This window comes from Rhizobium sp. 18055 (assembly GCF_902706285.1).
Taxonomy (GTDB): Bacteria; Pseudomonadota; Alphaproteobacteria; order Rhizobiales; family Rhizobiaceae; genus Rhizobium.
Genome location: NZ_CACSKD010000008.1, coordinates 135978 through 150356, shown reverse-complemented (window position 1 = coordinate 150356; position 14379 = coordinate 135978). Strand labels below are relative to the sequence as shown.

The following is a 14379-nucleotide window of genomic DNA, read 5'->3' as shown; positions in this document are numbered from 1 at the left end:
CGACCTTGAGCAGATCGTTCTCATTCGACCCGCCCCCCGGGCCGCCGCGCCGCGTCTTGTGTGTCGGCGCCGCCGTCCTCGACACGCTGTTTCGTGTGCGCTCATTGCCCACGGGCGAGGGCAAGATTCTGCCCTACGAAATGCTCCAGCTTGCCGAGGGCATGGCGTCGAGCGCGGCTTTTGCCGTTGTCCGCCTGGGCGGCAATGCCAGCCTCTGGGGTGCCGTCGGCGATGACGGCACCGGCGAGCGTATCCTTGCCGACCTTGGCAATTGCGGCATTGACACCAGTGGCATGGTGTGTGTGCAAAGTGCGCGCTCGGCCGTGTCAACGATCCTCATCGATGACCGGGGCGAGCGATTGATCGTACCGTTCTACGATGCGCGATTGCACGATACGGTCAAGCCAGTCACGGCGCAGGATGTTTCCACGCTCGATGCCGTCCTTGTTGATGTTCGCTGGCCGGCGCTAGCATTGCAGACGCTTCTGGCCGCCGGAGAAGCCGGCATCCCTGCTATCCTCGACGGCGATGTTGCAGGCGACGGCATCATCGAGAGGCTTGCGCCGGCAGCAAGCCACATCGTCTTCTCGCAGCCGGCTGCCGAGCGCCTTGCCATGGCAACCGATCCGGCGGGAATTGTCGCGCGCCTGAAGAGAAAGTTCGAGCACGCCTTTATCAGCGTCACCGCTGGCGAAAATGGCTGCTTCTGGTTCGATGACTCGATCGGCGAAGTCCGCCATCTCGCTGCGCCAAAGATCACGGCCATTGATACGCTTGCCGCCGGAGATATTTTCCATGGCGCTTTCGCCTTGGCAATCGCCGAAGGCATGCCGATCGAACAGGCAATGCAAATGTCATCCATGGCGGCAGCGCTCAAATGCCAGGTGTTTGGCGGCCGGATCGGCGCACCCACACGAACGGCCGTCTCCAACGCCTTGGCTGAGTGGGGGCCGCCCGGTGCCTGCTGAAGACAGGCGAGCCGAGGCACCTCTCGAGGTGGAGGCCTCAGGAAGCAAGCGCCGCGCCGCGACACTTGCTCCTTGAGGTGACGATCAGGCGACCAGGAACTTCTCGATGATCTCCATCCGCGGCTCGACGCCGAGGCCGGGTTCCGACGGCAGGAATGCGTAGCCGTCCTCGATACGGACAGGGTTCTTCGCCAGCGAACTGCTGATCTCGCCAGGCTCGACGCAATATTCCATCACCAGCGCATTTTCGATCGCGCAGAGGAAATGCAGCGACGCCGCGGTGTTGATGTCGGTGGTGAAGTTGTGGTTGCATACCTTTCGGCCGCGGCTCTTGGCATACTGCGCGATCTGGATCGCCTGCGTGAAACCGGTTCTTGTCACGTCGATCTGGACGATGTCGATCTCGCCTTCGTCGATCAGTCGCTCGAAGCCGACGACGGTGCATTCTTCCTCGCCGGCAGCGATATGCTGCGAGCAGGCGCGCGAGACCTTGCCGTAACCGGCGTAATCATCGGGGTGAAGCGGCTCTTCGATCCAGAACAGGCGGTAGGGTTCGAACAGCTGGGCGCGGCGGATGGTGGTCTTCGCATCCCAGGCGAGGCCGACGTCGAGCATGAAATCGACCTTGTCGCCGATTGCGGAGCGGATCGCGTCGACGTATTTGAGGTCCATCGCCTCGTCATTGCCGAAGGGCTCCCAGCCGAACTTGACGCCGGTATGGCCGGTATCGACGGCGTGCTTGGCACGGGCCACGGTATCTTCGACGCTGAACTGGAACATGTTCGAGGAGTAGACGCGCATCCGGTCGCGCAGCGCACCACCGAGCAGTTCGACGATCGGCCGGCCGAGTGCCTTGCCCTTGATGTCCCATAGCGCGATATCGATGCCGGCCATCGCCTGGATGACGGCGCCGTTGCGGCCGTAATAGATCGTTGCGCGGTGCATCTTCGCCCAGAGGCGGCTCGTTTCCAGCGGATTCTCGCCGATCAGCAGCGATTTCAGGCCGGTGACCATCGTGTGCGAGTAGGGCGCTTCGATGATCGCCTTGGTGACGGCCGGGCTGCCGTCGACTTCGCCCCAGCCGACGATGCCGGCGTCTGTGGTGATCCTGATCAACAGCGCATCCTGAGAGCTGTCCGTGCGTGCTTCGATGTTTGGAAGGCGAAGGTAAAACGCCTCGACATTGGTAATTTTCATTCTGCTAGCCCTTGATCGCTCTCTGTGCGATATTTTTGTATAAACGTATACTATTGATGTTGGTGGATGGGCGACCCTCGGTCCGCCCTAGCTGTTGTCTCTTGCCGCCCGGCGCTGGGCGATAATCTCTTCATAGTTCACATCGAGCGCCTGAACCCGAACGTGCTCCTCGATCTCCCGCGCCATCTTGTCGACGTCACCGGAGGCGAAGACGTCGGTAAGGACCCGATGCTCCTCGATGATGGCATCCATCGGCTTGCCAATCGTCGACAGTCCGAAGATGACGGTCAGCTGCCGTGCGATGGATTCCCACAGGTTGCTCAGAACCGGGTTCTGGGCAAAGCTACAAAGCACCCGGTGAAAGCCGGTATCGGCGGAGGCAAAGCCGTAGATGTCCTCACGGTCACGCATCATTTCCAGCTCGCCGATGGCGGCATGCAGCTGCGCGATCTGGCGGCTACCGTTGCGGTTGGCCTCGATGGCGCGCTGGCATGCCAGCGTCTCGAGCGGAATGCGCACGTCGATGATCTGGTTCAGCCGCGCCTGCGACACCTCCATCAGCCGGATGCCCTTGTAGGGTTCGCTGAACACGACGCCCTGGCTTTCGAGCGTGCGCAGTGCCTCGCGGATCGGCACGCGGCTCATGCCGAGACGCGCCACGAGATCGGGTTCGGCGATCCGGTCTCCCGGCAAAATGAGGCCTCGGGCCGCAGCGGACAGCACGGCATCGACGGCATGATCGACGAGGGTGCGCGGCCTTGCTGCTTCCCAATCGAGGTTCGAAGCATCGGCTTGGGAGAGCGGCGTCACCGGCGAAAATGCGGCCGCTTCCGATCCTGCGTCCACGGGACGTTTCTTCACTGTCTTTGCCATCTTGCCCCACCCCCATTCGCCGATTCGAGCGCTTGCGCCATCTTACTTGATCCGCCCGATAAACGTGCCATGGCCGGGGCTGATCTCGGTCGCCGCGCCGCGTTCATACACTGTCTTTCCACGAACGATCGTCCGTTCGACGCGTGCACCGCAGGTCATTTCGTCAAACGCGCTCCATTTGGCAAAGCCTTTGAACTCAGAGCCTGCAACGGTCCACGAAGCGTTGACGTCGTAAAGTGCGATGTCGGCGTCGAAGCCGACGGCAATCGCGCCCTTGCGCGGATAAAGGCCGAATGCCCTGGCCGGGGCTGTCGCCGTCATCGCGGCGATCCTCGCCAGTGAAACGCCCCTCTTGTGGTAGGCCTCGCTCATAAACATCGGAACCGAGGTCTCGATGCCGGCAAGTCCCATGCCCGCATCCCAGATCGACGCATGGCCTGCTGCCTTCTGCTCCGGCATATAGGGGCAGTGGTCGGATGCCAGCATATCGACATCACCCGCCAATACGGCGTCCCAAAGCTGCTCGACCACAGGTCTTTGGCGCAGCGGCGGGCCGCAACGGGCGTTCGGGCCGATGCGGACGAGGTCTTCCTCGTCGAGGATCAGATAATGCGGGCAGCTTTCGAGGGTGATGCGCGCGGTTGATTTGGCGGCAGCAATGATCCTCGCCGCACGTCCCGAACTGACATGCACGACATGGCAGCGGGCACCGGTTTCAGCGGCGATCGTCGCAACACGGCCGACCGCCTCGATCTCGGCAATCTCGGGTCCTGCAAGCGCATGGGCGCGAATGTCTTTCCTGCCCGCCCGCCGCATCTCTTCGCCTGCGCCAATCAGGATGTCGTGGTTTTCGGAGTGAATGCCGATCAACCCGTCGAAGGTGCGGATCTCGCGCATCGCCCTCAGCAAGCCGTCGTCGTTCAGCCGCGGCAGTCCCTTTTCGTCGGTGGCGTCGCCAGCCGGATCGCCGCTGCACAGGAACGCCTTGAAGGCGATGGCACCCGCTTCGTCCATGGAGGCCAGTTCGGCCACGTTTTTCCCGTCCAGGCCCGCCCATAGCGCGAAGTCGACGGTCGAGGTCTCGGCAAGCAGTGCCTTCTTCTGCAGGAACGCGTCGAGCGTGGTGGCCGGCGGTGCCGAATGCGGCATCTCGGCGATTGTCGTGATGCCGCCGATGGCAGCTCCGAGCGTGCCCTGCTGCAGTTCTTCTCTCGGAAAGTCATGCGAACCGGTAAAGTGGGTATGCACGTCAATCGCACCCGGCATGACCACCAGACCATGCGCATCGATCACCTCGCGGGCGTCAGGCAGGGGCAGCGACGGGTCGAGAATGGCAACGATGCGGCCATCCTTGATGGCAAGGTTTGCCTCAATCTCGCCGGTCTCCAGGATGAGGCGGCCACCTTTGATCAGCGTGTCCATTGGCGCGTCCTATCTTTTTTCTGTTGCATGGCGGGCATCATGCGATTGCGATGTCAGGCTGGTATCGACAAGCATTTCGTAAGGCACATCACGCTCCAGCCAGCCTGATTGGCGCAGGATAGCTGCGAAATGGTCGAAGTCGCTTTTCGCTATTGCTGTCGAGGTGGCAAAAACCTCGGCTCGCTGATAGCCCTCGATCGCAACAGTGAGTGCTTCCAGAGGATAATCAGGGTAATAGGGCGCGACGACTGTCGCGATTTCTGATGCCGGCTGCGAGCGGACCCAATCCAGCGCCTTGCCGATAGCGCTGGTGAACGCTACGAAATCCTTGCGGCGGGTTGCCACGACGTCCGGCCGGGCAATGTAGGCGCTCCATGGAACGGGCTGCGTCGGGCCAGCGAGATCACAGGCAAGGAAAAGCTGTCCGCTCGTGATGCTTGGCGCCAGCGCATGCAGCGAGTGCAGCGCGTAGTCGACCGTCCCCGATGCGACATCGCGGAAGTCCTGCTCTTGCGAGCCGCTGCCGGCGATGACGTCCACGTCCTGTTCGCTCAGCCCGTGGGTGCGCAGCAGCCAACGAAAGCAGAGGCTGGCGGTGCCGACATTGCCGACGTCGATGACGCGTTTGCCGCGGAGATCGGCAATCGTGAGCGCTTCCGTCTGCTTGCCTGACGCCAGCACCCACGGATTGCGCTCGACGGCTGCACAGAAGGATACCAGCGCCGGGCCGCCATCCTCGTAATTCTTCATCGTCACCATCGGCCCGCCGATGGTCAGATCCGCCTCGCCGGACAGAACGGCCGGGATCTGCCCGCCCTGGATCGTATGGCCGCCGGACTGGGTGGTGGTGAAGGTCACGGACAGGTCGTTGGCTTCGAAATAACCCAGAGCTTCGGCCACGAAATGCGCACAGTAATAGATGCGGGCTTCGCTGGCATCGCCCTGGTTCATGCGCAGAACGGCGCGGCTTGCGGATTGAGCCTGGGTCAAGGCAGCAGCCCCCCATAGCGTCGGGAGACGAAGCTCGGCCGAAGTTCGTCGAGACTGGAAACACCGCACCAGTTGGCGATTGCCAAGGTCTCGTCGGATAGGCGCCGCAGGACATCGGTCACGGCTTCCTCGCCACCGGCAACCAGTGCACAGATCAGCGGGCGGACGATGATGGCAAGGTCTGCCCCCAGCGAAAGGGCTGTGACCACGTCGGCGCCATAGCGCAACCCGCCGTCGTGGATGAGCGGCCGGTTGGTCTTCGCTCTGATATCCGTCAGCTGGTCCAGCGCCGGTACCCAGCGGCTGCTCTGTCGTGCGCCGATATTGGAAGCGACGATACCGGCGCAACCTGTCGAGATCGCTATTTCCGCATCGTCGGCATTGAGAATGCCCTTGACCAGAACTGGGAGGCCGGTGGACTGCGCGTGATCGCAGGCCGATTTCAGATCAGACCAGTCCCAGCCAGGGAAAGGCGCAAGGGCCTCGACGCCGGCTGACGTCGAGCCGATCGTCGGCCAACCGCGCCGCAGGAGTTCGTCGCCAATCGAGAAGCCGCCCGGCTGCATACCGGCAACAGGATGAACCGGTGCCAAGACCGTCAGGACGATCCCCTGTGCACCGACGCCGGCTGCCAGGTCGATCAGCCTGCGGATGCGATCAAGCGGACCGGCTGCACGCAGCTGCAGCCAGGACATCTCATGTTCGGCGCAGATGGTCGCCAGTGGTGTTACTGTTTCCTCTGAAATGATCAGCGGCAGATCGAGTGCGCGGCAGGCGCGCGCGATCGGCAGCAGTCCATCCTCGTGAAACACCCGGTCGCCGGCGAATGCACCGGCAATCAGCGGCGCCGACAGTGTCTTGCCGAAGAAGCTGCGTGTGATGTCCATCGACTTTTGCCCGCGCATCACGCGCGGCATCAGCTGGTAGCTTGAAAATGCTTCCTCGTTGACATCGGCACCTGCCGCGTTGTCGCGCGCATTGCCGATCATGTAATCGTAGAGCGCGACGCCGAGTTTTTCTGCGGCTTGTGCTGCGAAGGGCAGGCGATGGTTGGCTTGGTCAGTCATGGAGCTGCTTCTGTTCATGGCGAAGGAATGCGGTAAAGGCGTCAGTGGTCGGATTTTCGAGAATATCGGGCGTGCCTTCCTCGACAAGCTTGCCCTTCTCGAGGAACACGATCCTGTCTGCAACCGAAGAGGCAAAGGCGATGTCGTGGGTGCTGATCAGCATCGTGATGCCTGTGAGCGCCAGATCGCGGATGGTCTGGTTGACCTCGCGCACCAGTTCCGGATCGAGTGCGGATGTCGGCTCGTCGAACAACAGCACGTTCGGCTCTGCGGCCAGGGCCCTTGCGATGCCGACGCGTTGCTGCTGACCGCCGGAGAGCTCATGCGGAAAGCTGTTCTCGAACTTCGCGAGACCGACGGTGCGCAATGCGCGCTGCGCCTTGGTGCGGGCCACCTGATCCGGCAGGCGCTGCACCAACCGCGGAATGCTCATGACATTCTGCAGGGCGCTCATATGGTCGAACAGGGCGAAATGCTGGAAAACGATGCCTACGCCGGATGCCGCCCGGTTTGCCGGGAGCAGGCGCTCGGATAGTGGCTTGCCAGCGGAGGTCGTTCCCATGCTGTGGGTTTCGACCTTTACAGAGCCGCCGGCGAAGGGGTTCATCGCCAGAATGGACTTCAAGAGGGTGCTCTTGCCCGAGCCGGAGCGGCCAAGCAGCACGACGACCTCGCCGCGGCGCACGTTGAGCGACAGGCCGTCAAGAACGCGGACCTTGCCATAGTCGATCGACAGGTCCTTGATCTCGAGAACGACGGCTGCGTTCGGCGAGAAATTGCGCTGCAGCGGCCTGCGGACTTCCGACATGTCAACCTCTGGCGTGGTCGCAGCGACTGTCTTGCGAGCCCGGCGGGCGCGGTCTTCCAGACCGAAGCGGCCTTCCAGCCACCATTGCAACCCGGCAAGCGCCGATGACATGATCATGTAGATGGCGCCGGATGCGACCAGAACCGGTATGAAGAGGAAATTCTGCGACACGATCGTCTGACCGCGCATCGTCAATTCGTTGACGCCGACGACGGAGGCAAGCGACGTCGACTTCAGAAGGCCGACGGCCTCGTTGCCCAATGTCGGCAGGATGGCCCGCAACGCCTGTGGAATGACGATGTGGATCATCTCCGTGGCCCTGGAGAAACCGAAAGCCTGGGCGGCAAACCGCTGATTGCGATCGGTCGCGGCGATGCCGCCGCGGATGATCTCGGCACAGAATGCGGTTTCATTGATCATCAGGGCCAGCATGGCACTGGTGAAGGGGCTTAGCCGCAGCCCGAACTCGGGGAGGACGTTGAACAGCAGGATCAGCTGCAGGAGAACCGGCGTACCGCGCAGGATGTAGATATAGGCCTGCACTGGCAGACGGATGGCGAGGTGGCGGGAGGTGCTTGCAAGGGCCAGAAAAAAGCCGATGAAGATGCCCCCCGCCAAAGCTCCGACCAGGAGCTCGACGGCGATGACAGCGCCCTGCCACAAATAAGGAAGGGTGAGGTATGTTAGAAAATCTTGCATGTCGTCGCCTTCGAACTCACAGTCTACGGGTTAGCCCTTGGCGGCTGCCGGACGCTCTGCGTCGCCACCCTGGCCCCAGAAATCGAGCAGCTTCTTCTGAACGCCGGTCTTCTGGATGACCTGCATGGCGCCGAGAACGGCGTCGCGCATGACGGTGTTGTCCTTGGCGATCGGGAAGCCGACCATGATCGGGAGATCGACGGTGAAGGCGGTGGCAAGTGCGGGATCTGCCTTGGCAATCTCGCGGGCCGATCCGGCTTCCGTCAGGTAGATGTCGGCGCGACCGCTCTGGACAGCCTGGATGCTGTTGTCGGTGTTCTGCACAGTCAACATCTCGACGATCGGCTTGTTGGCAGCCGTGCACTTCTCGGACTGTTCCGGAACCAGCTTGGTGGCTTCATAGGTGCCGGCAGCGGCAGCAACCGTCAGGCCGCAAAGCGAGTCCATCGAGGTGATGTTCTTCGGGTTGCCCTTCTTGACGACCGAGCCGTCCTGAACCTGAACCGACGCAACGAAAGCGATCTGCTTGAGGCGGGCTTCGGTCACGTAGAGCATCGGGCCGATATCGGCACGGCCGCTGGCGATCGAAGTCAGGAGAACGTTGAACGAGCCGTTCTGGTATTCGTGGGTGAAGCCGAGGCAGCCGCCGATGCGGTCGAACAGCGATGGGTCGAGACCTTCGATCTTCGACGGATCATCGGCTGCCGGTGCTTCGAAGCCCTTGGTGTAGCCACCGAGGCCGACAACCAGCTTCTTGCCGACGAGCGTCGGGAATTTCTGCTGCAACGCCTTGCATTCTGCCATTCCGGCAAAGTCACCGGCGCCTGGCTTCAGGTCGTCGGCTGCGTGCGCGAACGTGCTGCTTGCAAAGGCGATCGCCGTGGCGGCCAGAAGTGTGGTAAGCTGTGTCTTGTTCTTCATTATTGGTTCCCCAATGCGCTGTCACCGATCGTGTGATTTAACACACTTGCTGCAAGAGTGCCCGAGCGCGGCAGACATCTCGCATCCGGCAGCCGGACTTGGCTGCCAATTCTCAAACTCAGTAGCCTCGCTCGCGATCGACGAGGTTGCTTAGTGGCTTTCCATCGAGGAAGCGCTTCACATTTCCCGTGAAGATGTCGAGGCAGCGCGCCATGTAGATGGCGTGATCATCGACACTGCAATGCGGTGTGATGATGAGATTTGGGCAGGCCCAGATCTGGCTGTCGTCAGGCAACGGCTCCTGCGGAAACACATCGAGCACAGCCCCGCCCAGCCTTCCGGCCGTCAGCAGATCGGCAAGCGCGTCATAATCGACCACCGCGGCGCGGCCGACAACGATGACACCGGCATGCGCTGGAAGGCTTTCCAGACGCTTGCGGTCAATCAGGTTGCGTGTCTCTGGTGTCAGCGGCAATGTCGAAACCAGAATATCGGTATTGGGCAGGATGCTGTCGATCATGTCGATCGAGACCATCGCATCGACCTCGACATCGGATACGCCTTTGCGCGTGACGCCGGTGACGACAAAACCACGGCTGCGGAGCGCTTTTGCGGCCTCGCCGCCTATGCCGCCGAGGCCGAGCAGCGTCACCCGCTTGCCTTTGGCAGGGGTTGCGAATTCAGGTTGCCAGCGACGCGCCTGCTTGTCAGAGACGAAGGTCGGGATGCGGTAGTTCAGCATCAACGCCGCGGCCAGAACGAACTCGCCACCCTTCTCGCCGTGAACGCCGGAGGCGTTCGTCAGCATCACGTCATCGGGCAGGGTCGAGAGGAAGCCTTCGACACCTGCGGAAATGACTTGAACCCAGCGAAGCGATGGCATGCGGCGCTTTGCCTCGCCGATATCGAGCTTGTGGCATGCGAAGAGCACGTCCGCATCAGGAGCATCGTCCATGGACGTACCGCAGCTTATCTCTACCGAACGGGCGTCTATTCCGGCAGCAGCGAGCCGGCTTGTCAGGAGTTCTGTCGACAATGACAGCTCGGCCGGGCCTTGAAGGTTATTTTCGATGTGAATACGCATGGTCGATCTCCAGAACAGGGGCACTGCGGCTCAGCGCATTGCGATGGCATCCATTTCCAGGAGAAGATCGGGATGGTTGAGCGTCGCTCCCACCGTCGCGCGAGCGGGATAGGGGGCGGTGAACGCCGCGGCGTATACGGTATTCATCTCATCGAACTTCGCCAGGTCGGTGAGGAAGATGTTGACCTTCACCAGATTGGCAAGGCTCATCCCGGCGCTTTCCAGAAGCCCGCGCATGTTCTCGATGATCTGTGCCGTCTGGCTTGCGACATCGTCACCGACGATCTTTCCGGTATAGGGATCGATCGCGACCTGGCCTGATATGAACAGCATCGGCTCCGAGAGGATGGCGGCCGAAAGAGGCGCCGGTCCCATCGGCCTGTCGGCCGCATTCATTCCAGGATAGGCGATTGGCGTCTTCATCATGAAGTCTCCGTCGTTGCAGTAATCGTATGATCGTATACGATTATACATTTGTCAAATGCTAAGAATCCTTTTTGACGAGGCGAGGTGAGAACATATCGAGCAGCCCAGGCTGACTGACACGCAGCGACACTCAGGGGGTGACGTTCCGTGAGGCTGGGACGACGACAAGAAACCGCGCGTTCGGATCGGAATGCGGGAGGCGCGGGAGAGCCAGTGAGAAGGATAGGGAGATAACTCGCTTCGCAAATATTGTCGCTGGTTTGACGAATTGACGTCGTCAACAGCGGCGATCACCGGCCGAAAACGGAACAGTCGCGCCAAAAATGCAGGGATTTAGAACGGATTTGTCGTGGCACTTTCCACCTTGGCGGCTCTCCTGTCAGAAAGACGCTGGATGCAGGCCGTATAGGTGGCATGCATCGGATAGATCCGCGACGTCGGAATGACCCAGTCGGGTTCATTGCCCTGGAACGAGACGTCAATATCGGCCATTCCGGCAAGGGCTGCACGAATGATTGCCTGCACACCGCCGGCGTTGGAATTTCCGGGCAGGCTCCAGACGCGGAGGCTTTTGCTGTCGGCGCCGATGGCTGGCACATCGACGGTGTTTTCCTTGCCCTTGACGGAAATCTGCGTCGTAAGGTGCTCCGGCAAGGTCCAGGCATCGTTCTTGATGATCCAGGACGCATCCTTCAGGCTTTCTCGGAATTCGACGGTCTTGCCTGCCATACTGTCCCAGAGCAGCGTGCAATATGGGTCGCCACCGTCATTGACGTAGCCGATCGACCATTGACGCGAGGATCCGATCCACTCTTCCGCGGCGCCGGCGGAGAGCGGCGTGGTCACGGCCACAAGGGCGGCAAGAGACGCCCTTGCAGAAAGAATGGCTGATGGCCTCATGTTTCCATACCTCAACGCGACGAGCAGCATAGGCCATAGAGGCCGATCACAGATCAACCCTTGTCGCACAGACTGGTTTCAAAGCGGTGAATGGCCGTCAGTGGCCACGGATCAAGGCAGCACGCAGAGCATCTCGTAGAGCAGATTGGCGGCAATCAGTGCAGTATTGCCGGATGGATCGAAGGGCGGCGACACTTCCACCAGATCACAACCGACAAGGTTTAGCCCGGCGCAACCGCGAATGATCTCCAGCGCCTGCCAGGTCGTCAGGCCACCAATCTCGACCGTGCCGGTGCCTGGCGCGAAAGCCGGATCGAGGCTGTCGATGTCGTAGGTGAGATACACCGGTGCCGAGCCGATCTTGGCCCTGACCTCTTCCATCAGAGGCTTGAGTGACTTGCCCCAGCAATCTTCGGCCTGAACCACCGTCCAGCCCTTGCCGCGCGCCCAGTCGAAATCCTCCGGCGAATAACCGGTGCCGCGCAGGCCGATCTGGAAAACCTTGTCGTTGATCAGCAGGCCGTCGTCATAGGCGCGGCGAAACGGCGTTCCATGGGCGATCTTCTCGCCGAACATCTCGTCATTGGTGTCTGCATGCGCATCGATGTGGATCAGCCCGACCGGTCCATGCTTCTTGGCGATCGAACGCAGGATCGTGTAGGTCAGAGTGTGATCGCCCCCAAGCGTCAAAGGCGTGCAGGGATGTTTCAGGAGGCCGTCGTAGAATTCGGTTATGATATTAACCGACCTCTTGAGATCGAAGGTATCGATCGGGACATCGCCGATGTCTGCGACCTGCAGGCGGGTAAAAGGTGCTGCGCCGGTTGCCATATTGTAGGGGCGCAGCATGCAGGATTCCTGGCGGATCTGCCGCGGCCCAAGCCGTGTTCCCGGTCGATTGGAGGTTCCCACATCGAGGGGAATGCCAACGAAGCACGCGTCCAATCCCTCGGCCGTCGTCTGGCTCGGCAAGCGCATCATCGTCGCCGGGCCGGCAAACCGCGGCATGTCGTTGCCGCCGAGGGGTTGGTTCAAAACGCGGTCCTGCATTGCGGCATGTCTCCTGAATGCGTGTGGCGAGATATCGATCTCATGCTTCCGTAGCACGGCCATGCCGGCTGGAACATCGTGCTCGCGTCGCGGCATCTGACGTGCGCGACAGTGCAGGGTTCGATTGGCGACCTGCTATGTGACGACCGCCGCAAGGGCCGCGATCACTTCCGCCGCGGCTCGCGCGCCGCTTTGAAATGCGCCGTGCGCCGTTGAAAAATCCGTCGTATGCGTTGCTTCGCCGGCGAAGAACAGCCGATCGTCAAGCGGCCGGGCCAGCAGCGTACGGGCATCGGATTGGCCGGGCAGAGCATGGCTGTAGGCGCCGCCGATCGAGGCTGTTCTCGTCCAGTCCGAGGCGAGCAATGGTCGTAGGTTCCGGCGGACATCGCTGCCGAACAGCGCGGCAAGCTGATCGGTCGCACGCTCGAATGCCGCCGCCGATCCGTGCTCTGCAACAGCGCGCGCGCCGGCGCCGCCGAGGAAACATTCGATCACCGGCCGACCAAACGGGCGGATGTAATAGCTACCGGTCGTCGCATCGCGGGGATCACCGATGAGATGGGTTTCGTCTTCGAATGGGCTTGAGCCGATAACCTCGAGGAACAGTTTCTCGTTGGAGCCGAGCGGCAGTCGGCTGGCGGCATGGCGCCATGGATCAAGGGCCGATGGCCAGCGTATCGAACTGCCGACGAGAACATTCGTAGACGCTGTGACGATGACGGCGCGGGCGCGAACGGAGCCTGCCGCTGTTTCAACCACGACCCGTCGATCATCCAGTCTGATGGCCTCGACCGGCGTGGAAAGGCAGATTGCCGCCTGGGCCGGCAAGCTTGCCGCGACGAGGGCCCCATAGCCAGCGGGCACCCGCCAGTTGAGGTCCGTAGATGCCTCGTCGTAGGCGGTGTAGTCCCTGCAGGAAATTCGCTCCAGTTCGTCGCCGCTGATATAGCCGCTAAGGACCTGCAGGTAGCTGGTCCAGCCATCCGCCGGGTCCAGCGCGTCCGAGGCGCGGTCGGTGACGGGCGGTGTTGTCGCTAGACGCTCGCTCAATCGTGCAAACGCACGCCTCGCCGCTGTATGCTCTGCCGGCGTAAAGCCCAGATCGCGAAATTGTTCGCCCCAGGCGGAGGTATCTCGGTTCACCGTAAAGCCAAGTTCGCCGGCGATCCGGGTCCACGGGTTTCGATCGCCGGAATGCAACCATCCGCACCCAAGGTCGAGTGGCATCACCGAGGTCTCTCGGGTCGATGCGCGGCCGCCGAGGCGGGGAAGGGCTTCGAGCAAGAGGCATGTCAAGCCGCCCGCCGCCAGGCTCCGGGCAGCGCTGATACCCGCCGCACCAGCGCCGATGATTGCCACATCGGGCTCGTCCGCCATCGCCTTGCTCATAACGCCGCCATCTCACTGACGACAACGGCTATCGGCCAACCGGGTATTGCGCCTAACCCACAGCGATGATGAGAGCCTGCCATTGATCAACCCTACGCACGACCGCCGCGCTTGAAACGCGACATTCCAGGCGGGATCGTGCTGACCATTCCTTATGTCGTCAAGACGTATATTGCGCGTCTGTGACCTTCTCCATCCAGTCGACCGCTTTGCCGTCCTGCATTTCGGCAATCGCCGTATGGGTCATGGCACACTCGGGAGACGCGCCGTGCCAGTGCTTTTCGCCTGGTTCGAACCATACGACATCTCCAGGCCGAATCTCTTCGAGCGGCCCACCTTCGCGCTGCACCCGACCAAGACCGGAAACGACAAGAAGTGTCTGGCCGAGAGGATGGGTGTGCCAGGCAGTGCGGGCGCCGGGCTCGAAGGTGACGGTCGCCCCGCTCAGATTGCCGCTTCCGCTGAAGGGCGCGTCGATGCGAACGGTGCCGGTAAAGTAATCCTCGGGACCTTTTTTGGACGGGAATGTTCCGGCGCGTTTGATCTGCATCTTCCTGCTCCATGCTGAGGTGCTCGCGGCAA

At 61.7% G+C, this 14379-nt stretch carries 14 protein-coding genes; 1 reads left to right on the top strand and 13 read right to left on the bottom strand.

All coding sequences use genetic code 11. The features are described from left to right. The first annotated feature begins 5 nt into the window (after window positions 1-5). Window positions 6-968 carry a sugar kinase gene (locus tag GVL52_RS15820; RefSeq protein ID WP_160008746.1) on the top strand — a complete coding sequence of 321 codons (963 nt, stop codon included), beginning with the start codon at window positions 6-8 and terminating at the stop codon, window positions 966-968. An 84-nt stretch (window positions 969-1052) separates the two neighbouring features. On the opposite strand, the gene GVL52_RS15815 is transcribed toward GVL52_RS15820, so the two are convergent. From GVL52_RS15815 to GVL52_RS15755, 13 genes are all read right to left on the bottom strand, one after another. Next, the gene (locus GVL52_RS15815) at window positions 1053-2165 is read right to left on the bottom strand and encodes a mandelate racemase/muconate lactonizing enzyme family protein (RefSeq protein WP_160008744.1); all 1113 of its coding nucleotides are present in this window, start codon (window positions 2163-2165) and stop codon (window positions 1053-1055) included. A gap of 87 nt (window positions 2166-2252) precedes the next feature. Then, window positions 2253-3038: a GntR family transcriptional regulator gene (locus GVL52_RS15810; RefSeq protein ID WP_160008742.1), complete on the bottom strand. Its 786-nt coding sequence runs from the start codon at window positions 3036-3038 to the stop codon at window positions 2253-2255. Window positions 3039-3080: 42 nt separating this feature from the next. Further along, window positions 3081-4460 carry an allantoinase AllB gene (gene allB / locus GVL52_RS15805; RefSeq protein WP_160008740.1) on the bottom strand — a complete coding sequence of 460 codons (1380 nt, stop codon included), beginning with the start codon at window positions 4458-4460 and terminating at the stop codon, window positions 3081-3083. A gap of 9 nt (window positions 4461-4469) precedes the next feature. After that, entirely contained in the window at window positions 4470-5450 is a 981-nt protein-coding gene (locus GVL52_RS15800; protein WP_200847834.1) for an ABC transporter substrate-binding protein, read from the bottom strand. Beyond that, window positions 5447-6517, bottom strand: coding sequence for an alpha-hydroxy acid oxidase (locus GVL52_RS15795; RefSeq protein ID WP_160008738.1), 1071 nt, complete (start codon window positions 6515-6517; stop codon window positions 5447-5449). Before GVL52_RS15795 ends, GVL52_RS15800 begins: the two co-directional genes overlap by 4 nt. Continuing rightward, window positions 6510-8024: an amino acid ABC transporter permease/ATP-binding protein gene (locus GVL52_RS15790; RefSeq protein ID WP_160008736.1), complete on the bottom strand. Its 1515-nt coding sequence runs from the start codon at window positions 8022-8024 to the stop codon at window positions 6510-6512. The genes GVL52_RS15795 and GVL52_RS15790 overlap by 8 nt, the downstream gene beginning before the upstream one ends. 30 nt (window positions 8025-8054) lie before the next feature. Continuing rightward, window positions 8055-8945 carry a transporter substrate-binding domain-containing protein gene (locus GVL52_RS15785; protein WP_160008734.1) on the bottom strand — a complete coding sequence of 297 codons (891 nt, stop codon included), beginning with the start codon at window positions 8943-8945 and terminating at the stop codon, window positions 8055-8057. A 118-nt stretch (window positions 8946-9063) separates the two neighbouring features. After that, a complete protein-coding gene (locus GVL52_RS15780) occupies window positions 9064-10029 on the bottom strand; it encodes a D-2-hydroxyacid dehydrogenase (RefSeq protein WP_160008732.1) in 966 nt (321 codons plus the stop codon). 30 nt (window positions 10030-10059) lie between these two features. Beyond that, complete coding sequence (locus tag GVL52_RS15775) at window positions 10060-10455, bottom strand: RidA family protein (RefSeq protein ID WP_244619191.1); 396 nt, start codon at window positions 10453-10455, stop codon at window positions 10060-10062. A gap of 333 nt (window positions 10456-10788) precedes the next feature. Further along, the gene (locus tag GVL52_RS15770; RefSeq protein ID WP_160008730.1) at window positions 10789-11355 is read right to left on the bottom strand and encodes a hypothetical protein; all 567 of its coding nucleotides are present in this window, start codon (window positions 11353-11355) and stop codon (window positions 10789-10791) included. Between the two features lie 111 nt (window positions 11356-11466). Beyond that, complete coding sequence (gene speB, locus GVL52_RS15765) at window positions 11467-12405, bottom strand: agmatinase (protein ID WP_160008727.1); 939 nt, start codon at window positions 12403-12405, stop codon at window positions 11467-11469. A gap of 135 nt (window positions 12406-12540) precedes the next feature. Then, complete coding sequence (locus GVL52_RS15760; protein WP_244619190.1) at window positions 12541-13797, bottom strand: FAD-dependent oxidoreductase; 1257 nt, start codon at window positions 13795-13797, stop codon at window positions 12541-12543. Window positions 13798-13957: 160 nt separating this feature from the next. Further along, complete coding sequence (locus GVL52_RS15755) at window positions 13958-14347, bottom strand: cupin domain-containing protein (protein WP_160008725.1); 390 nt, start codon at window positions 14345-14347, stop codon at window positions 13958-13960. Between the last annotated feature and the right edge of the window lie 32 nt (window positions 14348-14379).